The sequence below is a fragment of the Nocardioides endophyticus genome, assembly GCF_039543845.1.
Taxonomy (GTDB): Bacteria; Actinomycetota; Actinomycetes; order Propionibacteriales; family Nocardioidaceae; genus Nocardioides; species Nocardioides endophyticus.
Window position 1 is genome coordinate 222,853 of record NZ_BAABKN010000005.1, and the last position, 23,599, is coordinate 246,451.

Genomic DNA, 23,599 nt, shown 5'->3' on the forward strand with positions numbered 1-23,599 from the left:
AAACTGTCACTTCTCGGGCATTGCAATGCCTGAGAAGTGCGGGAATCCCCGGTTCACCGGGGATTCCGACGACCGGCTCAGCTACTCCCCCTCGGTGGCCCGGCGTACGACGATCCGGGTCCAGGCGCCGACGTAGATCCGGTCGTCGGCGGAGATCTCCTGCTTCTGCCCCTGCGGGACCGGCGTGGTCGGCAGGGCGCCGACGTTGCCGCCGACGTAGGTGCCGTTCGAGGATCCGAGGTCCTCGACCCACCAGCGGCTGCCGTCGGTCGTGAGCTGGGCGTGCCGGCGGCTGATGCCGTTGTCGGACGACAGGTCGATGTCGGGCGTGATGTTGCGGCTGCGCGAGGCCCGGCCGATCAGCACCGAGGTGTTCTTGAGCGGCACGACAAGGGGCAGACCCGGCGACGGGAGCGGGTCGGTGGACTTCTGGTCGACGTACCAGTCGGGGTCGATCCAGATCTCGGCGACCCATCGGTCCGCGAGCGCCGGCGACGGGTTGACCCCGGCGTCGGGCAGGGTCGGCGCCGGGACAGGGACCGTCGGCGCCGGCACGGGCCGGGGCATCGAGCCGGTGGTGAAGTCGTAGCCGCAGGCTTCGCAGAAGAGCGCGTTGGCGGGGTTGGCCGCCGAGCAGTTCGGGCAGGTCCCGGTGTCAGCCCCGGCGGCCGGCGCCTCGGGTGCCCGAGCCGCCGCGGCACCCATCGCGATGCCGCAGACGTCGCAGTAGTCGGTCGCCGTCGTCTCGTGCCCGGCGGGACAGGTGCTCACTTCTTGATCCGGGTGGTCTTGGTCGAGGCGGTGTCGAGGGCCATCTCGTCGGCCTTGGCCACCGCTGCCTTGAGCCGGACGGTGCCCTCCTTCTCGTCGTCGATGTCGACCACCTTGCGCAGCTTGGACGTCGCCTCGTCGTTGCCCGTCTCGGCAGCGAGCTGTACGGCGCGGCCGAGCTTGGTCGTGGCGGTCGCCTCGTCGCCGGCGGCCTTGGCCGCCAGCCCCTCCTGGATCATCGCGGCGAGCTCGGTCTGGCCGGTGTAGTGCGCGACCTGCTGGTCGATCCGGGCGGTGAGCCCGGAGTCGCCCGACCAGGTCGCCTTGACCAGCCCCTGGGTCACCACGTCGGCCCCGATCGCGAGCTGCACCCGGGCAGCGAGCTGCTCCTGGCCGATCGCCTTGGCGGCGACCCGGACGCCCACGTGGTAGTCACGGGACTCGTCGGCCCAGGCGCCGGTGGGGTAGCCGCCGGTCAGGGGGTTGACCTCGACGCGTCGGTCGGTCAGGTCCTCGACCGAGGGCGAGACCTGCCGCACGAAGAGGATCTGGGCACCCTGTGGGGTCCAGACCCGCAGCTGGGCGTCCGCGACGCCGCGCGACATGGAGGTGCGCATCATCTCCTGGAACTGAGCCTGCATCTGGGCCGGCTCCGGGATGATGTCGACGGTGCCGAGCAGGGCCTGGGAGATCCGGCGGACCTCTTCGACCACCCAGTCGGTGCCAGCGCCGCGGCAGTCGCACTGGAAGTAGCCGGTGGCCCGGGTGATGGCCGTGTCGAGAGCTCCGGGCCGCTCCCGGTTCTCCCCGTCGGTCAGCAGGATCGCGTGCCGCTGGGTCACCTCGGGCACCGACGCGAAGATGGTGCCGGCGAGGTCGAGCCAGGTGCTGATCGCCGTACCCCCGGCACCGCTGAAGCGGCCGATCGCGGCACTTGCCTCCTCGCGCGACGCCGAGTCCATCCGGACCATGCCGGGTCCCGACGACACCTTCGGGTAGGCGAGCTCGGCGTGGTCGGAGCCGGAGATGACCGCGAACCAGGTGCCGTCCACGATCTCCGCCAGCGCCGCCTGGGCGGCAGATCGGGCGGCCTGCATGGTCTCGGGGCCCATCGAGCCGGAGGTGTCGACGATGATGATCTCGCCGGCCGCTCCCCCGCCTGTCTGGCCGGCGGTGCCGGCCCCGGAGCAGGTCACGGTGACGATCGCGTTGACGTCGGTGCCTCCGTCCGGGAGGAACTCGTTCTGGTAGACGCTGGCGGTGAACTCAGCCATCGGACTCCTCCTGGTGGTCGAGCGCGGGTTCGCTGGCATTCTGCCCCGAATCCTGCGCAATGGCGGCGGGCTCCACGCGCGCCAACGCCGCGGTGATGTTGTCGCGGCCGCCCTGGGCGTTGGCGAAGGCCGTCAGGGCGAGCGCGAGCTCGAGCGGTTCGACGGTGCCCGCCGCGGCGATCTGGGCGGCGAGCGCCTCGGGCTCGGACGCGTAGTTCCACAGGCCGTCGGAGCACGCCAGGACCCAGCCCGGACCGGTGATCTCGAGCTGGCCGGTGCGTGGCGTGATGTCGGGTGCGTCGCGCCCCAGCCACTTGGTGATCGCATGTGCCTGGGGTGAGGTCTCGGCGACGGCTCGGGGTACGCCGGCGTCCATCTGCTGCTGCGCAGCCGAGTCGTCGACCGTGAGCTGTACGGCGGGGCCGCCGTCGGGCAGCCAGTAGACACGCGAGTCGCCGATGTTGGCGTGGGCGAGCAGGTCGCCCTCCACGACGACGACCGCGAAGGTGGCCGACGCGGGGTTGGTCGACGCCGGGTCGGTCACCGACACCACCGCGGCGTTGGCTGCCGCGGCCGCGGTCACGAAGGCCTGGGTGATCGCGCTCGCACGGCTTGCCGGCGTACCCATCCCGTGCGGGAACGGCGTGCGCAGGGCCTCACGCGCGGCCTGGGCGCCGGCCAGCGACGCGACGTCGGAGTCGATGGAGTTCGAGACCCCGTCGAGGACGACCAGGACCGCCCGCTCTCCCGGGGTCTCGGAGGCGAGCAGCGCCATCGCGTCCTCGTTGCGGTGGTGGACGATGCCGCGGTCGCAGACACCGGCGACCCAGGAGGCCGGGGTCTCGCGGAAGTGGTCGCGCTCCGTCGGGGCCTTGGCACCACACGTCTCGCAGTAGCCGTCGGGACCGACCACGCCCTGGCAGACCAGGCAGGGCCGAGGGCCGGTGTCGACCACGGGGTCGGTCGCCTTGCGGCGGGTCGGGGCGCTGATCGGGCTGAGGTCATCGAGCGCGGGCGTGGCGACCGGCGCAGCAGGTGACTCGCCGCCGAGCGAGACTCCGCAGCTCTCGCAGAACTTCGAGCCCGCTGCGGCGACGGCGCCGCAGGACGGGCAGGTGGTGTCGGTCATGTCAGTGTCCAGCTCCGCACTTCGTTGGCCTTGTTGACGAGCTCGACCCGGTCCTCGCGGAGCGGGGCGTCCCGGGCGAGAGCGCGGTAGGCCTTCTCGAGCCCCTCGCGCAGCCCGCCCTCCGTCGCCGAGTGACTGCCCACCGTAGGTGCGGGTCGACTGGACGCGGCACCCAGGGCAGCGGCGTTGCCGGCCGTCACCACGTCGAGTGCCTGCGTCAGGATCCTGACCGTGTAGCGCTGGTGCGCGATCGGGTCCATCGACACCGACTCGATGCTGCGCATCGCCTGGTCGAGCACGGCGAGGTCGCTGCCGCCGCCGGCGAGGAGCACCTCGGCACGCAGCTGGCGGCTCTCCGGGTAGCCCCGGCTGGTCGACGGCACCTTGTCGAGCGCGGCGACCGCGCCCGCGGTGTCCTGGCGGTCGGCACGGACCCGGGCGAGGCCGAAGGCCGACGGCGCGACGTACGTCGCATCGGTCGCCGCGCAGGTGATGTAGAGCCCCTCGGCGACGTCGGGCAGGCCGCCCTTCTCGCAGGCGATCGCCAGCGCGAGCTTGGGCGCGAGCTCGCCGGGCACCTGCTGGTAGACGGCGTTGAACGCCGACTGCGCGGCACCCCAGTCCTGCTCCTGCATCGCCGCGAGCCCGTCGATCCACAGCGCGCGCCAGTCCCAGGGGTCCTGGGCGAGCAGCTCGTCGGCGAACGCGTGGGCCCGGGCGGAGTCGACCATCTCGAGTGCTGCCTGGGCGCGGGCGAGCAGCACCTCGGCCGTCACCTCGGGGGCGCCCGCGAGGTCCTTCAACCGCTGCGCGGGGTCCTCGCTGCCGACGCTGGACAGCCAGGCGTGCTGGTCGTCGGTGGTGTCGGGACGCAGCGCGGGCAGCTCGGACCACGAGAGGACGGACACCGAGGCTGCAGGCGCCTCGAAGAGCACCGACGCGGCCGAGGTGAGCGCGGTGCCGGCGGTGCGCGCCGCCACGACCTCCCTGAGCACGCCGAGCAGCTGGCCGCGCAGCTCGTCGGCCGAGGCGAACCGGTCGGCCGGGTCGGCGGCGCAGCACTTCGCGATCAGGTGGTAGAGCGAGTCGTGCTGGGTGAAGAGCGGCGTTGACTCCGGCGGCGGAAGCGTTTGGAGGTAGGTCCCCTGGTAGCCGCGGAACTCCATGCAGAGCACCACCAGCGTCCGGCCGATCGTGTAGATGTCGCTGGCGACGCTCGGCCCGATCTCGGCGACCTCGGGCGCCTGGTATCCCACCGTGCCGTAGATCGCGGAGTCCTGGTCGTCGATGCGGCGTACGCCGCCGAGGTCGATCAGCTTGACCGCGTCGCCGACCTGGATCAGGTTGTCGGGCTTGAAGTCGCAGTAGACGAGGCCGAGGTCGTGCAGGTACTGGAACGCGGGCAGCACCTCGAGGATGAAGGCGAGCGCCTGGTCGACCGGGAGGGCGTCGTACGCCCCGTTGTTGGCGCTCATCCGCTGCTTGAGGATCTGCTTGAGCGACTTGCCGCCGACGTACTCCATGACGATGTAGCCCGCGCCCTCGTGGGTCACGAAGTTGTAGATCTCGACGATCAGCGGGTGCTCGACCTGGGCGAGGAACTGCTGCTCGGCGATCGCCGCGGCGAGCGCGTCGGGGTCGCCGGAGTTGAGCAGGCCCTTGAGCACGACCCAGCGGTTGGAGACGTTGCGGTCCTTGGCGAGGTAGATCCAGCCGAGGCCACCGTGGGCGATCGCGCCGACCACCTCGTACTGACCGCCCACGACGTCGCCGGGCTGCAGCTTGGGCGTGAACGAGAACTCCTGCCCGCACTGGGGACAGAAGCCCTCCGTGCGGCCCGGCTTGCCGTCGATGCTGCGGCCGATCGCGTTGCCGCACTTGGAGCAGGTGCGCTTGTCCTCCGGCACCTGCGGGTTGGGGTTGATCGCCTTGCTCGCGTCGACCGCGGGAGCGGGAGGTACGACGGTCAGCCCGGCGCCGAGCCGGGCGGCGCGCACGCGCTGGGACCCCGATCGCGTACGCCGGGTGGACGTCGTGCCGGACGACTGCGCCAGCCGGGAGCCGATCGCGGCGGACTGCACCTTGCTGGCCGAGGTGGCGACCGAGGCGTCACCACCCGACAGGGGCTGGGCCTCGTGCGCCACGCTGACGGCGGGCGAGCCGCAGACGTCGCAGTAGCCGTCCAGGATCGAGCCGGTGCAGCCGGGCTGGGTGCACTTCGTGCCGTCTGCGGTGCTCGCCGGCGCGGCCGTTGCTGCCGGAGCCGCAGCACCGGGCTGGGCCGCACCAGGCTGGGCGGCACCAGGCTGGGCGGCCATCCCGCACACGTCGCAGTAGCCGTCGGCGATCGTGCCACTGCAGCCGGGCTGGGTGCACTTCATGCGGACTCCTTCGAGTGGTCGACCCAGGTCTGGTAGGTGCCGACGAGCTGGCGGCAGACGGCCATCGGAGCGGGCTCGCGGGCCAGGACGTCGCGGGCCCGGAGCTCGCTGTCGGCGAGGTCCGGGCGATCTGCGACTCCCAGGGCGCGGGCCTTGGCGACGTACGCCTCGAGCAGGTCCAGGAGCTGGGTGCGCTCGGCGAGCGCGTCGGCGTACTTCTGCTGCGCGAGGGTGAGCGCCTGCGAGACCCGGTCGAGCCGCTGGAGGTACGGGCCGAGCTTCTCGGGCGTGTTCGGGATCGGGCCGAGGGCCTCGACGTCGGGTACGGCGTAGCGCGGTGACGGGTCGACGGTGCGGACGCAGGTCGCAGCAAGCAGTCGCAGCGCCTCGGCACGCGCCAGCAGGTCGGCGCGCAGCTCGCGAGCCGACACGAGCTGGTCCCGGGCGTCGCGCCGCTGCGCGTTGCCGACGATCAGGTCCCGCTCGAAGGTCGAGGCGTCGCTCTCCAGGGGCGCGAGGAGGCCACCCACGTCGGCACCGCGCTGGGCCCGGTCGGTCACGTCGGCCAGCCGTTGGAGCAGGGTGGCCAGCCGCTCGACGGCAGCGTCCCGCGAGATCGCGGGCTCGAGGCCCACCTGGTCGCGGACGCGTTCGAGCTGGGCGCGCAGGTCCTTGATCCGAGCGGCGGCCGCGTCGGCGCCCGGCATCAGCGACAGCGTGGTCCGCAGCTGTCCGGCCAGCGCGTCGGACAGTCGGCACGCCTCGGGGAGCGACACGGCCAGCGCGTCCTGGGTGTCCAGGGTGCCGTCGAGCCGCCCCCAGATCAGGGTGGTGATCTTGGTCCGCTCGGTGACACCCACCCGTCCGCCGTCCCAGGTCGCCCACATCAGCTGCCAGCGGTCGGAGACCGCCTTCCACAGCGCGAGCGACAGCATCATGTCGGAGGCCACGTCCGCGCCGCGCTGCGCTGCGAGGGCGGCGCTGTCGAGCTCGTCGAGCTCGGCGCGCCGTGCGCGCACCCAGTCGTCGAGGGCGCCCAGGTAGTCCTGGAGCACGGCCGGCTCGGGCGCGGTCCCCATCGCACCGGGTGGTGCGGGAGCGGCGTTCATCGGCGGCTCATCGGCCGTAGACCGGGGTCGGCTGCGTCGCGTCCACCTTGAGCGAGGGCTTGAACCACCTCGCGTACGACGCCTGCCACGAGCCGTCCGCGCGCATCCGCTCCAGGACGCCGTTGATGAACCGCACGAGGTCGACCTGGTCGCGGTTCACGCCGATCCCGTAGGGCTCGTCGGTGAGCGCCTCCCCTGTCACCACCTCGGCGTACGGGTCCTGGGCGGCGAGACCCGCGAGCACGGTGTCGTCGCCGGTGATGGCGTCGGTCTCGCCGTTCTGGAACTTCAGCAGGCAGCCGGTGTGGTTGGTCGCCGTCACCGGGATCGCATCGGGCGCCAGCTCCTGGATCTGGTCGAGGCTGGTGGTGCCGGCCGGGGCGCACGCGCGCTTGCCGGAGAGGCCGGCGACCTGGGTGATGCCCGACCCCTTCTGCACCAGGATCTTCTGGCCGGAGTGGAAGTACTCGGCCGAGAACGCGATCTGGTCCCAGCGAGCGCAGTTGATCGTCATGTTGCGCGCGACGATGTCGACGTCGCCGGACTGCAGCAGCGGGATCCGGTCTGCCGCCGAGATGACGCGCAGCTGCACGTGGCCCTTCGCGGTGCCGAAGATCGCGGCAGCGACCTGGTTGACCATGTCGATGTCGAAGCCCTCGACCACCCCGCTGAACGGGTTGCGGGACGCCAGCAGGTAGCTGTCGCCGGACACGCCGGCGATCAGGTGGCCGCGGTCGCGGATCGCCGCCATCGTCGACCCGGACGGGAGGTTGCCAGGTGACGGCAGGCCGCCGGCCGCCGGCGCGTACGAGCGGGTGGGGTTGCCGGTGTCGGTGCACGGCGCGGTGGTGGCCGGCGCCGCCGGCTCCGGCGTGACTGCCTGAGGGACCGGCGTGGCCGAGTAGCCGCACCCCGCCACGACGGCAACCGCGGCGACCGCCACGAGGGCACGAATCCTGATCATGCGTACTCCCTCCGTCGCAGCCCGATGCCCCAGACGGCCATCCCCGCGGCGGCGATGCCGAGCAGCAGGGTGACGATCGCCAGGACCAGGATGCCGGTGTTGCCGCTGCGCAGCGCGTCGGTCGTCTCGGCGCCGGAAGCGGTGATGATCTCCTGCGACCGGGTGTCGAACGCGTCCAGCCTGGCGGTCGACCCCTCGGCGTCGGTGGTGGTCGAGAGCCGCACGGCGGCGTCGTACCGTCCGCCCTCGTCGAGCGCGACGATCTGCTCATGGACGGTGACGTAGTCCTGCCACAGTGGGACGGTCTCGTTGGAGGCGTTGGTCAGCACGACCTCCGATGCCGCATCCCATCTGTCCTCGTAGACCTGGCCGGACCCACGGGAGATGAGGCGGAGACTCTCGTTGGCCTTGGCGTCGTTGGCTGCGGTCCGTGCCGTCGACTCGCGGTACGACGCGCGGTAGCTGCCTGCTTCGAGGTCGTTGTTGTTGCCTGCCTGGACCGCGGCGACCACGACCGCGACGACCGTCAGGGCCGCGACGGTCAGGGCTGCGGCCGCGACGCCGAGGTTGATCCGCCGCCGGAACCGTTGGGCCAGCTTGCGGTTGACCCAGAAGAGCAGACCCAGCGCGGCCAGCCCGGGCAGCAGGATCAGGAAGGGGTGCTGGGCGCCGAGCTCGTCCTCGGCCCGCTCGGCGTTGGCCGCGACCAGAGCCTTTGCGATCGGGATCGCGGAGCCCTCGACGCTGGTGTCGCGGAGCCCGGTCGATGCGGTGCGGAGGTACTCGGCGCCGACCGGGAAGCCCTGGCGGTTGTTGGCCCGGGCCTGCGCGATCGTGGCGTTGTAGTCCGTGACGGCAGCGCTCAGGTCGGCGAGCGCCTCGCGGTCGGCCGGCTGGGCCTCGGCGGCCTCGGTGATCTGGCGGGTGACGGTCTCGATGGCGTCGTCGTACGCCGCCCGCTGCTCCGGCGGCTCGAGGCCACCGGTGAGGAACGCGGTCGTGGCGAGGGCGTCGGCGCGGAAGAGCGTGGACTGGATGTTCTGCACGCGGACCAGCTGCTCGGTGTTGTCGGCGGCCGCGCGGTTGGCGTGCCAGGCCAGAGCCTGGAGGCCTGCGGTCAGCGCAGCGAAGACCAGGCAGGCGAGCACGGCGAGGACCTGCCAGCGGTTGAGCAGCTTCGGCACGTCCTCGGTGCGAGCTGTCTTCGCTGGCGGCGTCACCACCGTCGCCGGTGGCGCCTGCGTCTGGGTCATGACGTCTCCTCGTCGACAGGTGGCTCGATCACTGGCTCGCTCACTGGCTCGGGCACCGGGTCGGGCACCGGGTCGGGCACCGGGTCCAGGTCGTCGGCCACGATCGTGCGGAGCTGCTCGACCGTCGGGACCTCGATGTCGCGCAGGCGCCAGGCGTGGCGGCCGATCGCGGCCTCGAGGATGTTGCGCACGTAGCGAGCATTGCCGAAGGTCGACCCCCGACGCACGGTTCCGAGGATCTCCCGCAGCCGAGCCACGACTGCTGTGTCGACGTCGTACTCGGCGGAGGCGGCCATCACCTCGAAGATCGAGGCCAGCTCGTCGTCGGTGTAGTCGGCGAAGTCGATGGTGGTGCGGAAGCGGCTCTCGAGGCCAGGGTTCTGAGAGATGAAGACCGCCATCGGGAGCGGGTAGCCGGCGACGATGACCACCAGGTCGTCGCGCTTGTCCTCCATCTCCTTGACCAGAGTGTCGATCGCCTCGGTGCCGTACTGGTCGCCGGAGAGCGAGTAGGCCTCGTCGATGAAGAGCACCCCACCCTCGGCCGACTTCACGACCTCGGCTGTCTTCATGGCGGTCTGGCCGAGGAAGCCGGCCACCAGCTCGGAGCGGTCGACCTCGACCAGCTGGCCCTGGGAGAGCAGGCCGAGCGCCCGGTAGATCCCGGCGACCAGTCGGGCGACCGTGGTCTTGCCGGTGCCCGGGTTGCCGTTGAAGATCATGTGCCGCGTGATCGTCGGGGCCTTGAGCCCGGCCTCGGCGCGCAGGCCTTCGACCCGGAGCACGGCTGCCTGGCGATGGATCTCGGCCTTCACCTCGGTCAGGCCGACCAGCGCGTCGAGCTCGGCGAGCAGCTCCTCGACCGACTTCGGCTCGGGTTCGACCTCGCGCGTCTCTGCCACGGGCGTCTCGACCGGCGCCGCCGGAGCAGCCTGCGCCGGCCCCCCGCTCAGGCCAGCAGCGTCAGTCGGACGGGACAGGGCGCCCGGAGCGTCCGGCGCCTCGACCAGCTGCGCGGCCGCCGCCGTGGCGGCGTTGCCGACCGTGCGCGGGGTGGCCTCGCCGAGGGTGCTCGCGGCCACGGCGACATCGGCGAGAGCCCGGGCGTACGCCGGCGCGTGGGCCGACCGGGCAAGCGCGAGAGCACTCATGGTCGGCGTGGGTGCAGAGCGGTAGCGACGCCCGCGGGAGGCGGCGTTCATGAAGTCCTCGGCTGAGCGGCCGCCCCCGGTCTGCTCCGACCAGTCGACGTACGCGCCACGCGCCGGCTCGGCGACGGTAGCGGCCAGCCGTTCGCCCTCGGTCCGGGCCTCACCGGGGTCGACACCGGCGGCGGTCGCGGTGGCCTCGAGGGCCCGCAGCGCATCGGCGAGGGAAACACTCATGCGCGTACTCGCTTCGCTCCGTGCGCGCACGAGGCACGCGACCGGCTGTGTTGGATGATTCGCGCGCTTCGCTTGCTCATGACGGTGGTCCCAGCGTGAGGTCGGGGCCGGCAGGGGTGCCGAACTTGGCCTGGAGGAACATGCCGTGGGCGATCAGCGCCTGCGCGTCGGCACGGTTGGCGGCGTCGAGGATCTTGTCCATCGTCGAGGCGAGCAGCTCGAGCTGGTCGACCAGGACCATCAACGAGGTCTTGTACCCGTCGATCGGGCGGGTGTCCGCCCACTCGCGGGGCAGCCGCAGGTAGCCGCCTACGGCCTCGGGCAGATAGTCGGTCGCGGTCGCCATCACCGAGTAGCTCTCGATGGTGCCCGCGCCGAGGTGTCGCAGCTGCGGCAGGGTGTCGCGGATCGTGCGGGCGATCCGGGCCACCCGCGAGGTGATGATCGGCGGCGCGTTGCCCTCGGCGAGCATCGCGTGCACGCGGTCGAGCGCGGCCAGGATCTCCTGCTCGGTCGGCGGGGACGGGATGGCCGGACCTGCCGCCTCGTCCTCACCTCGGAGGCGACTCAGCCACGACTTCAGGCTCACGGCTCTCAGCTGGTCGGCAACGTGGAGAGGTCGAGGGTGCCTGCTGCGCTGCGCGCGTCGTGGGCCTGGACCCGGTCGAGGTAGGCCTTCGACTTGTCGACCTCGGTCTCGAGCACACCGATGGTCGCGGACATCGAGTCCAGCGCCTTGAGCTTGAACTCGTCGATCGAGTCCATGGTCGCGTAGATGTTGGCGAACGCCGCCTGCAGCTGCTCGATCCCGATGCTCGATGACGCCGCCTGGTCCTGGATCGCCGCAGAGTTGTCGCGGAGCATCTCGGACGTCCGCTGGATCATCCCGGACGTGGTGCTGTTGAGGGCGGTGATCTGGTCGAGGACCAGCTTCTGGTTGCCCAGTGCCTGGGCCACGATGACCGCCGTACGCAGCGCGGAGATCGTCGTCGTGGACGCGCGGTCGACGCCCTTGATGAGCTCGATGTTGTTCTTGATGATGACGTCGATCGCCAGGTAGGACTGGATCGAGACGGCCAGCTGGGTGAGCAGGTCCTGGTGCTTCTGGCGCACGTAGAAGAGCACGTCCTGCGACAGCGCCTTCGCGGCGTCGGGGTCCGACAGCTCGAGCTCCGCGATCTTCGCCGACAGCTTGGTGTCAAGCCGCTCGGCGACGTAGACGTACTGGTTGAGCCGGCCCATCGACGCCCAGAGGTTGGTCTTCTCGAGGTTGAGGGAGACGTTGTCCTTGGTCAGCTCGTCCTGGCCACTGCGCAGGCTGTGCAGGATCCCGTTGAGCTGGCTCTGCGCCGACTGGTACTTGCGGAAGTAGTCGGTCACCTTGTCACCGAAGGGCAGGATGTCGAGCCACTTGCGCGCACCGGTGGCCTGGCTCGGGTCGAGGTCCTCGACCGTACGACGCAGCTCGAGCAGGGTCTTGCCGACCGCCGAGCCCTGGGCGATGCCGCCCTCCTTGAGGGCGCGCACCGGCTGCTCGAGCATCCGGTTGGACGTCTCCGCCGCCTTGCGGATGTCGGCGTCGCCCATCGTGCGCACGCTCTCTGCCTGGGCTGCGAACTCCGGGCTGTTGACCGCCGTCGCGCTCAGCGCGGTCATGAAGCCGTCGACCTTGGCGTCCAGCCCGGGCAGCGCCTCCGCGGACACCTGGGGTGCCATCCGGGGTGCCTGGGTGGCCGTCACGGCGGCCGGCGCCTCGGGCGCGGTCAGCGTGATCACCGGCTCAGGCGGCGCGAGCGGCGCGACGGCTGCCTCGCCTTGGTCCTCGGTCATTGACGTCTCCTCCCGATCGGTGTGCCGGAAGTCTGTCAGATCTACCCCAGGGCGCGGGAGCGACTTAGATATCGGTCGGCATCACGTGGGTGCCCGAGCGCATCCGCTCGCGGTAGCTGCCGGTCGGAGAGACCCGGTCGACCAGTTCGCGGCGGTGTTGCTGAGCCGCGGTGATGTCGACGTTCGTGATGGTGCTGTGGGCTGTGTGTAGATCACATACACCTAGCCGTGGTTGAGGTGCGAGGAGCGCTAACGACGACCCTCGAAACCACCCGACCCGAGCGATCGCGGCTGGACCGTCCACGCCGGCAGCCAGAGCTGCGTCAGCGGCCCGATGGCCAGCGCGTAGAGCACGGTGCCGACGCCGAGGGTGCCGCCCAGCAGCAGGCCGATCACGACGACGGTCACCTCGATCCCGGTGCGCACCAGGCGCAGCGATCGGCCGCTGCGCCGGGCGAGACCGGTCATCAGGCCGTCGCGCGGACCGCGTCCGAGCTGAGCACCGATGTACATCGCGCTCGCCAGTCCGCAGAGCACGATGCCGCCGACCATCAGGGCGATCCGCAGCGCCATCGAGTCCGGGTGGTCGAGGAGGGCGAGGGTGGCGTCGGCGGAGAAGCCCACGACCAGCGCGTTGGAGATGGTCCCGAGACCGGGCTTCTCCCGGAGCGGGATCCACAGCAGCAGGACGACGAAGCTCATCACCACGACCGCCTGGCCGAGAGTGATCGGCACGTAGCGGATCAGGCCGGAATGCAGCACGTCCCACGGCGCCAGGCCGAGGTCGCCACGCACCATCATGGCGAGCGAGACGCCGTACGTCACCAGGCCGACGTACAGCTGCGGCAGCCGGCGACCCAGGCGGCCTGCGCGCAGCTGCGCGATCGGGCCCAGGTCACTCAGCCCGGCTCTCTGAGGTCCGATGGGTGCGGTGGCGATCGTGGTCACCGGTCCATGGTCGCCGGGATTGGCCTTCTCTCAAATAGCCAATCGTGGGAGAGTGGCCTGCATGACGCGCCTTCTCGGCGCCGGCCGGGTAGCCACCCTGGTCGGCGACTTCGACCGATCACCCGCGTACGCCGGCCTCGCCGACGCACTGATCCTGCTGATCGGCGACGGGCGGATCGCGGTGGACACCCGGCTGCCGAGCGAGCGCGAGCTCACCGAGGCGCTCAGCGTCTCGCGGACCACGGTGACCCGGGCATACGCCGCGCTGCGGGACGCGGGGTACGCAGAGGCCAGGCGCGGGGCCGGGACGTTCACCCGGGTGCCCGGCGGACGCAGCCGCGCCCACGACCGGGCACTGCTCCCCCGCCCCGGCGACGGCGACGCGATCGACCTCAACTGCGCGGCTCCGTCCGCCCCGCCGGGCATCGCCCGCGCGTACGCCGACGCCGTGGCGGAGCTCCCGGCGTACCTCGGCGGACACGGCTACTTCCCCGCCGGGCTGCCGAGCCTGCAGGCAGCCGTCGCGGCGTCGTACGACGCGCGCGGGCTGCCGACCTCGCCCGACCAGATCATGGTGACGCCGGGTGCGCTGACGGCGGCGTCGATCGTGGCGCAGGCGTTCTCGGGCCCCGGCGACCGGGTGCTCGTGGAGACGCCGACCTATCCGAACGCGACCGACGCGCTGCGGCACTCGGGCGCCCGCCTGGTGCCGAGCCCGGTCGACCCCGACGGCTGGGACCTCGACTCCGTCGCGGCGACCCTGCGCCAGACGTCGCCGCGACTGGCCTACCTGATCCCGGACTTCCAGAACCCCACCGGCCATCTGATGACCGACGAGCAGCGCGGGTCGTACGCCGCGCACCTGCGTCGCGCGCACACGGTCGCCGTGGTCGACGAGGCCCACCAGGCGCTGGCGCTGGAGGGACAGCAGATGCCGCGGCCGTTCGCGTCGTACGCCCCGGACACGATCACGATCGGCAGCGCGAGCAAGTCCTTCTGGGGCGGACTGCGGCTCGGCTGGATCCGCGCACCGCGCGGCCAGATGGAGCGGCTCACGCAGGCCCGAGTCAGCTTGGACCTCGGCGCTCCCGTGCTCGAGCAGCTCGTGCTCGCGCGGCTGCTCGCCGACGCCGACGAGATCCTGGCGGCCAACCGGTCGCGGCTACGCGAGCAGCGCGACGCGCTCGCCGGCGCGGTCGCCGTGCACCTGCCCGAGTGGACCTTCCACCGGCCCACCGGCGGGCTGGCCCTCTGGTGCCGGCTGCCCGGCGCTTTCGGCACCGCATTGGCCACCGAGGCCGAGCGCCGCGGCGTGATCATCGCCCCCGGCCCGGTCTTCGCCGCCGAGGGCGGGCTCGACCGCTTCGTCCGGATACCTTGGACCCGCCCGGCCGACGAGCTGACCGAAGCCGTGCGCCGCATCGCCGGCGCCTGGGCCCTCGTACGCTCCCAGCCCGCCTCAACCGGTCGGGTCGGCCGCGTGATGGTCGCCTGATCCCGCGCCGGGTCAGGACAGGCCCACGATGGTCCCGTCGTCGAGAAGGTCGATCCGGGAGGCGGCGGGGGTGGCCGGCAGGCCGGGCATCGTCATCACGTCACCGCACACGAGGACCACGAAGCCGGCGCCCGCGGAGAGCCGGACCTCGCGGACGTGGAGGTCGTGACCGGTCGGCGCCCCGCGCAGGGTGGCGTCGGTCGAGAACGAGTACTGCGTCTTGGCCACGCAGACGGGCAACCCGCCGTACCCGTCGGCTTCCAGGCGGTCGAGCCGCCGCTTGGCCTTCCCGTCCCACGTCACGCTCGACGCGCCGTACAGGCGATGGGCGAGGGTCTCCGCCTTCTCCTTGAGCGGGAGTCCGTCGGGGTAGGTGAAGGAGAACGTCGACGGACCGGAGCTCTCGAGCAGGTCCAGCACGCCCTTCGCCAGCTCGGTCGCCCCGAAACCGCCGTCGACGAAGTGCGTCGCAGGGTGGGTCCGCACCCCCAAGCCGTCGACCAGCTCGACGACGCGGGCCACCTCCGCGTCCGTGTCGGTCGGGAAGCGGTTGAGCGCGACCACGCACGGGATCCCGTAGACCTCGCGGACGTTGCGCAGGTGCCGCTCGAGGTTCTCCATGCCGCGCTCCACGGCACCGATGTCGTCCCGGCCGAGGTCGGGCACGTCCACGCCGCCGTGGAACTTGAGCGCCCGGACGGTTGCCACCACCACTGCGGCATCGGGTCGGAGCCCGGACTTTCGGCACTTGATGTCGACGAACTTCTCCGCGCCGAGGTCGGCACCGAAACCGGCCTCCGTCACGACGTAGTCGGCCAGCCGCAGCGCCGCCCGGGTGGCGATGACCGAGCTGCAGCCGTGCGCGATGTTGGCGAACGGCCCACCGTGGACGAACGCCGGGGTGTGCTCGAGCGTCTGCACCAGATTGGGTGCGAGCGCGTCCCGCAGCAGCACCGCCATCGCGCCGTCGGCTTCCAGCTCCCGCGCCGTGACCGGCCGCTTCTCCCGGGTGTCTCCGACCACGATGTCGCCGATCCGGCGCTTGAGGTCGGCCCACGACTCGGTCAGGCAGAAGATCGCCATCAGCTCGGAGGCCACCACGATGTCGAAGCCGTCCTGGCGCGGGTAGCCGTTCACGAGGCCGCCGAGACCGACCACCACGTCGCGAAGCGCTCGGTCGTTGAGGTCGAGCACCCGCTTCCAGTCCACCGACCGTACGTCGATGCCCAGCGCGTTGCCGTGCTGGAGGTGGTTGTCGACCAGCGCCGCCAGCAGGTTGTTCGCGGCCGCGATGGCCGCGAAGTCACCGGTGAAGTGCAGGTTGATGTCGGTCATCGGCACCACCTGGGCCCAGCCGCCGCCCGCCGCGCCGCCCTTCATGCCGAAGACCGGGCCCATCGACGGCTCGCGCAGGCAGGCCATCGACCTCAGGCCCAGCCCGCGCAGGGCGTCGGCCAGCCCGACCGTGGTCGTCGTCTTGCCCTCACCCGCCGGCGTCGGGGACATCGCCGTCATCAAGACCAGCTTGCCCAGCGGCCGGTCCTCGAGGGACTGGAGGTAGCCGAGGTCGACCTTCGCCTTGTGGTGGCCGTACGGCACCAGGTGAACGGCGTCGATGCCCAGCTCCTCCTGGGCGACCTGAGTGATGGGGCGCAGCTCCGCGGCGTTCGCGATCTCGATGTCCGACAGCACTCAGGCCCTCTCCTTCGCGACGCCCATCCGCCGCAGTAGTCGAGAGCGGGCCTCGGAGTCCGGCAGCGTACGCACGTTCGACTCCACGTTCATCCGCGCGATCGCGGATCCGGCCCTGGCCACCTCACCGGCGGCGACTAGGTCGGACTGCAGCCCGCCCCTGGCGGCGGGCCGCAGCAGGTCGATCAGCACCAGCACCTCGATCGCGGTCTCGACGACCTGCGCCTGCGGCTCGGATGCCCCCAGGAGCGCCTCGCCGATCGCCGACCTCCGCTCCTCGTCGTCGGACGACGCTCCGCGAGGGAGCGCCCACGCATCGGCCACAGCACCGAAGGCCCGCTCGTCGTCGACCACCAGCTGGCGTGCCCGGGTGACGAGCCGCTCGGCCCGCTCGACCAGCTCCGGGGCGTCGCAGTAGCGCGCCACCATGGCCACGAGGGCCGCGGCCTGGGCGGTGCACTGGGCCGCGACCGAGCCTCCCGCCGGCGTCGGTGTCCGGGCGGCGAGACGGTCCAGGAAGTCGGTGACCGTCCCGGAGTCCACGTCAGCGTCGTGCACCACGGGCCCACGCTAGTCCCGCGCGCCCCCGACGCAACCCCATCCGGTCGGCAGGTTCGCCCGCAGAACGGCGAGTGGCACGTTGGGACGGTGCTCAGACGCTGAACCGTCCGACCAGCTGACCGAGGTCGTGCTCGAAGCAGTAGCCGCCGCGACCGCGGTCCACGAACTTGTGCTGAATGACGTCCAGAGCGACACCCCGGGGTGCTGCCCGAGCAGCACGTCGATGTTGTCGAAGGTGAACGTCCGCACGTGTGCCTCGTGCAGCTCGGCGAGGGCTGCGGCGTCGGGCGGGGCCGGCGCGCCGAGCCGGGCGAGGTAGCCCGTCAGGTCCAGCTGGTCGGTGCTCCAGGGGTCGGAGGACATCCCGAGAGTCAACCGGATGTCCGCCGGTCAGACCAGGTCGACCGCCCGCACCGAGGCGGCGTCGATGGCCTGCTGCAGGTCGGCCAGCACGTCGCCGGGGATGGCCGTGTCGACCGAGAGCGCGACCAGCGCCTGGCCGCCGATGCTGTCGCGGGCGACCTGCATCCCAGCGATGTTGACGCCGGCGTCACCGAGGATCACCCCGACGGTGCCGACCATGCCCGGACGGTCGCCGTACGTGAGGAAGGCAAGGTGGTCGGTGGGCTCGATGTCGACGTCGTACCCGTTGACCTCGACCAGCCGCTCCCGATGGTTGATGCCGACCAAGGTGCCGCTGACCGAGACCTGGGATCCGTCGGCCAGAGTGCCGCGGATCGTGATCAGGTTGCGGTGATCCGGGCTCTCCGGATCGACGACCAGGCGCACCGCCATGCCGCGCTCGGCGGCGAGGAGCGGGGCGTTCACGTAGGAGACCTGCTCCTCGACGATGTCGGCGAAGATGCCCTTGAGGGCCGCGAGCTCGAGCACCTTGACGTCGAAGTCGGTGATCTCACCGCGCACCTCGACGTCGACCTGCTGGGCGACCTCGCCGGCCAGGCCGGTGAAGACGCGGCCGAGCTTCTCGGTGAGCGGGATGCCGGGACGGACGTCCTCGGCGATCACGCCGCCCTGGACGTTGACCGCGTCGGGGACCAGCTCGCCCGACAGCGCGAGCCGGACCGAGCGCGCGACCGCGATCCCGGCCTTCTCCTGCGCCTCGTCGGTCGACGCACCGAGGTGCGGCGTGGCGACGACGTTCTCGAGCTCGAAGAGCGGGCTGTCGGTGCACGGCTCGGTCGCGAAGACGTCGAGGCCGGCGGCGGCCATCCGGCCCTCCTTGAGCGCGGCGTACAGCGCGGGCTCGTCGACGATCCCGCCCCGAGCCGCGTTGACCAGGACCAGCGACGGCTTCACCCTCGCCAGCTGCTCGGCGCCGACGAGGCCGACGGTCTCGGGAGTCTTGGGCAGGTGCACGGACATGAAGTCCGCCTCGGCCAACAGCGTGTCGAGGTCGACGAGGCGCACGCCCATCTGAGCGGCGCGGCCGGCCTGCACGTAGGGGTCGTAGGCGATCACCTTCATGCCGAACGCCGACAGGCGCTGCGCGACCAGGACGCCGATCCGGCCGAGGCCGACGATGCCGACCGTCTTCTCGTAGAGCTCGATGCCGGTGTAGCGCGAGCGCTTCCACTCACCGTCCTTGAGCGCCGCGTGCGCCGGCGAGACGTGGCGGGCGGCGGCGAGCATCAGCGCGACCGCGAGCTCGGCGGCGGAGACGATGTTGGAGGTCGGTGCGTTCACGACCATGACGCCGGCCTGGGTCGCGGCTCGCACGTCGACGTTGTCGAGGCCGACACCGGCCCGGGCGACCACCTTGAGACGGGTCGCTGCGGCCAGTGCCTCGGCATCCACCTTGGTGGCCGAGCGGACCAGCAGCGCGTCGACGTCGACGATGCCCGACAGCAGCTCTCCCCGATCAGCGCCGTTGCAGTGGCGGATCTCGAAGTCCGGACCCAGCGCCTCGACGGTGGCGGGGCTGAGCTCTTCGGCGATGAGTACGACGGGCGCGTTCATGCGGGGTCCCCGGGGAATCGTGGGCTGGAGGAGCGAAGCGGGCGAAGACCAGGATTTCGTGGGGTGCTCACAGCGTTCCTCGCAGGGTGGTGCGGGTTGAGTGGCCGGATGCGGCCGGGCACGACGCTGTGCTGTCGGGCGACTCTACCCCTCCCGCGGCCAGATATCGGTGGCGTCCCACCTGGGTCGCTGTCTACCCTCGTGAGGTCGCATCCCCTCCCCGAGGCAGTCACATTGGAGCTCTGAGGTCCGGTCCCCACCCCACCTCAAGCACGGAGCTCTGTCATGCCTGCCCCCACTTCTGTCATCACCGCGTCCCGCCTCACCTTCGCCTGGCCCGACGGCACCACGGCCCTGAGCGACCTCGACCTCCTCGTCTCCCCCGGCCGGTCCGGACTGGTCGGCGTCAACGGCGCCGGCAAGTCGACGCTGCTGCGCCTGGTCGCCGGCGACCTGACGCCGACGTCGGGGCACCTCGCGGCCGGCGGCACCGTCGGCTACCTGCCACAGGACCTCCATCTCGACGTGCAGCAGCCGGTCGCGGACTTCCTCGGTGTCGGGCCGGTCATCCGCGCGATCCGCGCCGTCGAGTCCGGAGCCGTCGACCAGGAGCTGTACGACGCCATCGGCGACGACTGGGACGCCGAGGACCGGGTCGTCGCCGAGCTCGGCCGCCTCGGTCTCCCTGCCGACGTCCTCGATCGGCGCCTCGGCGAGATCTCCGGCGGTGAGGTCACCCAGCTCGGACTGTCCCGGCTGCTGCTGAGGCGGCCCGACGTGCTCGTGCTCGACGAGCCGACCAACAACCTCGACGCCGACGCGCGGCACCGGCTGTACGACGTGGTCGACGGGTGGAGCCGCTCGCTCCTCGTGGTCAGCCACGACCGCGAGCTGCTCGAGCGGATGGACCGGATCGGCGACCTTCGCGGTGGCGCGGTGCGCTGGTACGGCGGCGGCTACTCGTCGTACGCCGCCCAGGTGGCTGCCGAGCAGGCGGCAGCGGAGCAGGCCGTCACCACGGCACGCTCGGACCTGCGGCGGCAGCGCAACGACCGGGCCGAGGCCGAGCGGGTGCTCGCCCAGCGTCGTCGTACGGCCAAGAAGGCGGAGGTCACCACCGGGCTGGGCAAGGCTGCGATCCACGCCAAGCGCAACCAGGCGGAGAAGTCCGCCGCGAAGTACCGCAACGTCCACGACGACCGCCTCGACCAGGCCCGCGAGCGGTTGAACGACGCGGAGTCCCGACTGCGAGCGGACCGGGAGATCCGGGTCGACCTGCCCGGCACGGAGGTGCCGCGCGGCCGAGTGGTGCTCGACGGCCACGACCTCGAGATCAGCGGGCCGGACCGGGTCGGCGTGGTCGGACCCAACGGCTCCGGCAAGACGACGCTGCTGCACCGCCTCGTCCCGCAGGCCCAGGTCCCGGTCGCCCTGCTCCCCCAGCGACTCGACCTGCTCGACGACGACGACACCGTCGTCGGCAGCGTCACGCGCCGAGCGCCCGGCGCGGAACCCAACACGGTGCGAGCCCGGCTGGCGCGGTTCCTCTTCCGCGGGGACGCGGCGGACCGGCTGGTCGGCGACCTCTCGGGCGGCGAGCGCTTCCGCGCGACGCTGGCTGCGCTGCTGCTGGCCGATCCTGCGCCCCAGCTGCTGCTGCTCGACGAGCCGACCAACAACCTCGACTTCGCGTCGTACGACGCCCTGGTCTCGGCGCTCGACTCCTACCGCGGCGCGCTGGTCGTGGTCAGCCACGACCCGGCGTTCCTCGAGGACATCGGGGTCGAGCGGATCGTCAATCTCGGCATCGATCCGGAGTCAGTCGCGGGCGATGACTGACGGCACGTTGCCGGACGGGTCGGTGAACCACGCGATGAGCGGACCACCACCGCGGAACACGCCCTTTGCGTCGGTCCGCCACGACGTCGTCGACTAGCTGGGGTCGAGTCCGACGTGCCGCGGTCGTCCAGCGCATGTGGGCCGCCGAGCGGAAGGCAGACGGGGTCGTCGTCGGCACGGTCCTGCTGCTCACCCTGCCCAACGACGAGCACGGGGAGGTCGAGATCGGCTGGCACCTGCACCCCGATGCGTGGGGTCAGGGCTACGCCTGCGAGGCCGCCGGTCTTCGCCCAAGGCGTCGCGGCAGGACTGCCCGAGATCGTCGTCGTCAGCCACACTGACAACGACGCGTCCCAGGCCGTGATGCGTCGCATCGGCATGACCGAACACGGGATCGTCAAGAAGTGGTACGAGGGCGAGTCGGCGTACTTCGTCATCACGAAGGAGCAGTGGTCTCGAGACCGGCGGTCGACGGTATGACCGCCTACTCGATGCCGCACTCCAGGATGGGCTTCCTGAGCAGCAGCTCGATCAGCGCGCGTGGGTCTCGCCAGTGGTCGAGGACGATGACACCGTCATCGTGGACACTGAGCAGCTCGGCTGCGGTCAGGAGAACCAGCCGATCGTAGTGCTCGTGTTTTCCGGCGGCCATGGAGCGCAGCGCCGCGATCTCGTCGGTGTGGTCGGTCACGCGGCCGCCATCCTCGGGCCCTCCTGAGAGGCGTCGTGCCAATGTGGTCCTCGTTCCGGTTAGGGTGGCTCTTGGTCGTCAAACACGGCGTTCGTCAGGTGGTTGGCCGTTCCGTCGCACCTCGTGCAGGTCGACGAGCTGGTCGTCGGGCCCGACTACGACGATCTTGAGCCCGGCCTGGAGGGCGACCCGGCAGCACCGCAGGCAGCCCCGAGCGGCGAACGAGATGCGGGTCGGCCTCTTGGCGCCGACGCCGCACAGGGCACGTGGCGTCTTCGCGTTGTCGAGTTCGCGAGTCTCGATCAGGTGCGGCACCGTGCCCGTGGCTGACGCGACGATTGAGACCTCCCATGGCTCGAGCGGATGCAACCGCTCGGCCACGCTCAATGCTTGCTCTCAACTCGGAAGCCCTCGTTCTCGTCGGCGGGCCGGCACCAGCATTGTCCCTGACTCATGGATGGAACGATGTCAGAACATTGCTCGCAGTCAAGGGATGTCGGACTGACAAGTATTGACAGACACGCGGGTCCCTGAATTTCCACCACTACCCGGCGCCCATATGCAGGCGCACTTCGAGACTTCGACCTGATACTCACGCAAGACCACGAAGTCGAGAAACGAGCTTCGGGCGAATCCGAATGAGCGTCTCCCCCATGGCGACTTTCCTGTCGAGGACAGACGGCGACCCGGGCACAGAATCACACCGTGAAGTCACATTCGACGCGCGCTGGAAGCACATATTTCCGAACGACTTCGTCGGAAACTGCTGGCGGAGGACAGGATCTGGCACATTCGCCCGGGAAGTCGGCAGCCCCGGGCCGGTCACGGTTGGTCATCTCCTCGAAGGGGGGGCGATCAAAAGTTGCCACCAGTTCGTCACAAGATGGCACAAGTTGGGACACGTTCCACTGTCTCCGGGCCACAATGGGGTCTATGAACGTCGGTGCAGAACTCGCAGAGCTCAGTCGCACGATCGACCTCGGTCTCCTCGGTCGACGCATCAAAGCAGCACGGGTCGCTGCCGGCCTGACCCAACTGCAGCTTGCGAACCCAGACATCTCGTCTGCCTACCTGTCCCGCATCGAGTCGGGCGCGCGCCGACCCGACCTGAAGCTCTTGCTGAGGATCGCGGAGAAGACGAATGTCTCGGTCGAGCAACTGATCGTGGGCGTCACCCCCGACCAGCGGGTCGAGTTGACCCTCGAGCTGGACCACGCCTCCATCAACATCGCCCTCGGCAACGGCCTCGAGGCGATGGCGCATCTCGCTCGCGCCCGCGAGACGCTGTCGGACAGCCCGGCCTCCGACCTCTGGACGCAGCTCCGCGTCCTCGAGGCCAGGGCGAACCACGTCCTGGGGAACCTCGACGAGGCCATCATCGCTCTCGAAGACCTAGTGGAGAGCGGTGCGAGCGGTCCGTACTGGCTCTCCGCATCGCTGACGCTCGCCCGGTGCTACCTGGAGTCGGACGATCCGAACGCCTGCATCGAGACCGGCGAACCTCTCCTCGAGCTCCTTGCCGACCACGGCTTGGCCGCCAGCGCCGAGGCTGCCGAGGTCGCGAGCTCGGTCGCCGCCGCTCTGCAAGCCCGTGGAGACCATGAACGCGCCATCGAGCTGTGCCGAGCCATTGCCGACGCCACGCCGGACAATGTCGCGGGGCAATTGAACGCGTATGTCGCGGCAAGTATGTCCAAGCGTTCCGCCTCCGACGACAACCTGGCAGCCGGTTTCGCCGCCATTGCGCGCACCCGCGCCGACCATGCCCAGGCGCAGGCGGCGTCGGCTCGGTTTCATGCTCAGTTCGCCGAGTTCCTCCTGGCTGGACCGGAGCCGGACATCAAAGCCGCCCGAGAGCGGCTGGCGTTTGCGTCGGCGCTCGCGGCTCAGCATGGCTCGGATCTGCGCGAGGCGGCAGCTATTCGGCTGTCCTTCGCAAAGGTCCTGGTGCTCGAAAGAGAATTCGACGAGGCACTGCGCGCCCTCCCGGACCAAGACGACTTGGCGGGGTCCGAGATCCTGATCGCGAGCCGGCTCCTCCTGGCGGGTCAGATCCAGCGTGGAACCGGAAACTCGGAAGCGGCACGCGCAATCCTCGCCGAGGCGGCGCGGGTGCTCGGTCAGGCCGAGAGGGACCGGGCCACGGCCCAGATGTGGTACGAGCTGGGCGCCATGTTCGACCAGTCCGGCGACGCGGAGTCCGCGGCCGAGGCCTATCGCGAGGCTGCCGAAGCCACCGGTCTTGCTGTGGTGCAGCCCGACGGGGACCGGGCGGTCCCGCAACGTAGTTAGCGAGCAGC

Annotated in this window: 22 protein-coding genes; 5 read left to right on the plus strand and 17 right to left on the minus strand. The window is 71.0% G+C overall.

The features are described 5' to 3' along the window. Window positions 1-81: 81 nt before the first annotated feature. The 11 genes from ABEA33_RS03435 to yczE all read right to left on the minus strand — a co-directional run bounded on the left by ABEA33_RS03435 (window position 82) and on the right by yczE (window position 13,044). Window positions 82-771 carry an FHA domain-containing protein gene (locus ABEA33_RS03435; RefSeq protein WP_345525174.1) on the minus strand — a complete coding sequence of 230 codons (690 nt, stop codon included), beginning with the start codon at window positions 769-771 and terminating at the stop codon, window positions 82-84. Further along, window positions 768-2,045, minus strand: a complete 1,278-nt coding sequence (locus ABEA33_RS03440; protein ID WP_345525175.1) for a vWA domain-containing protein — start codon at window positions 2,043-2,045, stop codon at window positions 768-770. Before ABEA33_RS03440 ends, ABEA33_RS03435 begins: the two co-directional genes overlap by 4 nt. Beyond that, complete coding sequence (locus tag ABEA33_RS03445) at window positions 2,038-3,174, minus strand: PP2C family protein-serine/threonine phosphatase (protein WP_345525176.1); 1,137 nt, start codon at window positions 3,172-3,174, stop codon at window positions 2,038-2,040. The genes ABEA33_RS03440 and ABEA33_RS03445 overlap by 8 nt, the downstream gene beginning before the upstream one ends. After that, entirely contained in the window at window positions 3,171-5,555 is a 2,385-nt protein-coding gene (locus tag ABEA33_RS03450; protein WP_345525177.1) for a tetratricopeptide repeat protein, read from the minus strand. Before ABEA33_RS03450 ends, ABEA33_RS03445 begins: the two co-directional genes overlap by 4 nt. Beyond that, window positions 5,552-6,664 carry a hypothetical protein gene (locus ABEA33_RS03455; RefSeq protein ID WP_345525178.1) on the minus strand — a complete coding sequence of 371 codons (1,113 nt, stop codon included), beginning with the start codon at window positions 6,662-6,664 and terminating at the stop codon, window positions 5,552-5,554. The genes ABEA33_RS03450 and ABEA33_RS03455 overlap by 4 nt, the downstream gene beginning before the upstream one ends. 7 nt (window positions 6,665-6,671) lie before the next feature. Beyond that, window positions 6,672-7,628, minus strand: a complete 957-nt coding sequence (locus ABEA33_RS03460) for a glutamate ABC transporter substrate-binding protein (RefSeq protein ID WP_345525179.1) — start codon at window positions 7,626-7,628, stop codon at window positions 6,672-6,674. Continuing rightward, window positions 7,625-8,881 carry a hypothetical protein gene (locus tag ABEA33_RS03465; RefSeq protein WP_345525180.1) on the minus strand — a complete coding sequence of 419 codons (1,257 nt, stop codon included), beginning with the start codon at window positions 8,879-8,881 and terminating at the stop codon, window positions 7,625-7,627. Before ABEA33_RS03465 ends, ABEA33_RS03460 begins: the two co-directional genes overlap by 4 nt. Further along, window positions 8,878-10,266 carry an AAA family ATPase gene (locus tag ABEA33_RS03470; RefSeq protein WP_345525181.1) on the minus strand — a complete coding sequence of 463 codons (1,389 nt, stop codon included), beginning with the start codon at window positions 10,264-10,266 and terminating at the stop codon, window positions 8,878-8,880. The genes ABEA33_RS03465 and ABEA33_RS03470 overlap by 4 nt, the downstream gene beginning before the upstream one ends. Window positions 10,267-10,342: 76 nt before the next feature. After that, window positions 10,343-10,855, minus strand: a complete 513-nt coding sequence (locus ABEA33_RS03475; protein ID WP_345525182.1) for a hypothetical protein — start codon at window positions 10,853-10,855, stop codon at window positions 10,343-10,345. Window positions 10,856-10,860: 5 nt separating this feature from the next. Then, the gene (locus ABEA33_RS03480; protein ID WP_345525184.1) at window positions 10,861-12,096 is read right to left on the minus strand and encodes a toxic anion resistance protein; all 1,236 of its coding nucleotides are present in this window, start codon (window positions 12,094-12,096) and stop codon (window positions 10,861-10,863) included. A 249-nt stretch (window positions 12,097-12,345) separates the two neighbouring features. After that, the gene (gene yczE, locus ABEA33_RS03485; RefSeq protein WP_345525186.1) at window positions 12,346-13,044 is read right to left on the minus strand and encodes a membrane protein YczE; all 699 of its coding nucleotides are present in this window, start codon (window positions 13,042-13,044) and stop codon (window positions 12,346-12,348) included. Between the two features lie 61 nt (window positions 13,045-13,105). Between yczE and yczR the strand changes: the two genes are divergently transcribed. Next, window positions 13,106-14,539, plus strand: coding sequence for a MocR-like transcription factor YczR (yczR, locus tag ABEA33_RS03490; protein WP_345525188.1), 1,434 nt, complete (start codon window positions 13,106-13,108; stop codon window positions 14,537-14,539). A 12-nt stretch (window positions 14,540-14,551) separates the two neighbouring features. On the opposite strand, the gene ABEA33_RS03495 is transcribed toward yczR, so the two are convergent. From ABEA33_RS03495 to serA, 4 genes are read right to left on the minus strand one after another with little or no spacing between them, the layout of a single operon-like run. Next, window positions 14,552-16,231, minus strand: coding sequence for a formate--tetrahydrofolate ligase (locus tag ABEA33_RS03495; protein ID WP_345525190.1), 1,680 nt, complete (start codon window positions 16,229-16,231; stop codon window positions 14,552-14,554). Further along, window positions 16,232-16,792, minus strand: coding sequence for a cyclodeaminase/cyclohydrolase family protein (locus tag ABEA33_RS03500; protein ID WP_345525191.1), 561 nt, complete (start codon window positions 16,790-16,792; stop codon window positions 16,232-16,234). It lies immediately after the preceding gene. A gap of 9 nt (window positions 16,793-16,801) precedes the next feature. Next, window positions 16,802-17,155, minus strand: a complete 354-nt coding sequence (locus ABEA33_RS03505) for a hypothetical protein (protein WP_345525192.1) — start codon at window positions 17,153-17,155, stop codon at window positions 16,802-16,804. A 27-nt stretch (window positions 17,156-17,182) separates the two neighbouring features. Continuing rightward, entirely contained in the window at window positions 17,183-18,769 is a 1,587-nt protein-coding gene (serA, locus tag ABEA33_RS03510) for a phosphoglycerate dehydrogenase (protein WP_345525193.1), read from the minus strand. A gap of 285 nt (window positions 18,770-19,054) precedes the next feature. Here serA and ABEA33_RS03515 point away from each other — a divergent pair, with 285 nt between their 5' ends. From ABEA33_RS03515 to ABEA33_RS03525, 3 genes are all read left to right on the plus strand, one after another. Then, on the plus strand, window positions 19,055-20,608 hold the full coding sequence (locus tag ABEA33_RS03515; protein ID WP_345525194.1) for an ATP-binding cassette domain-containing protein: 1,554 nt from the start codon (window positions 19,055-19,057) through the stop codon (window positions 20,606-20,608). A 134-nt stretch (window positions 20,609-20,742) separates the two neighbouring features. After that, the gene (locus ABEA33_RS03520; protein WP_345525195.1) at window positions 20,743-20,949 is read left to right on the plus strand and encodes a GNAT family N-acetyltransferase; all 207 of its coding nucleotides are present in this window, start codon (window positions 20,743-20,745) and stop codon (window positions 20,947-20,949) included. After that, window positions 20,855-21,088 carry a GNAT family N-acetyltransferase gene (locus ABEA33_RS03525; protein WP_345525442.1) on the plus strand — a complete coding sequence of 78 codons (234 nt, stop codon included), beginning with the start codon at window positions 20,855-20,857 and terminating at the stop codon, window positions 21,086-21,088. Before ABEA33_RS03520 ends, ABEA33_RS03525 begins: the two co-directional genes overlap by 95 nt. A 4-nt stretch (window positions 21,089-21,092) precedes the next feature. Here the strand turns inward: ABEA33_RS03525 and ABEA33_RS03530 are convergent, their stop codons facing one another. After that, window positions 21,093-21,299: a hypothetical protein gene (locus ABEA33_RS03530; protein WP_345525196.1), complete on the minus strand. Its 207-nt coding sequence runs from the start codon at window positions 21,297-21,299 to the stop codon at window positions 21,093-21,095. Between the two features lie 78 nt (window positions 21,300-21,377). Beyond that, entirely contained in the window at window positions 21,378-21,680 is a 303-nt protein-coding gene (locus tag ABEA33_RS03535) for a hypothetical protein (RefSeq protein WP_345525197.1), read from the minus strand. Between the two features lie 552 nt (window positions 21,681-22,232). Here ABEA33_RS03535 and ABEA33_RS03540 point away from each other — a divergent pair. Further along, a complete protein-coding gene (locus tag ABEA33_RS03540; RefSeq protein WP_345525198.1) occupies window positions 22,233-23,591 on the plus strand; it encodes a helix-turn-helix domain-containing protein in 1,359 nt (452 codons plus the stop codon). Window positions 23,592-23,599 lie beyond the last annotated feature (8 nt).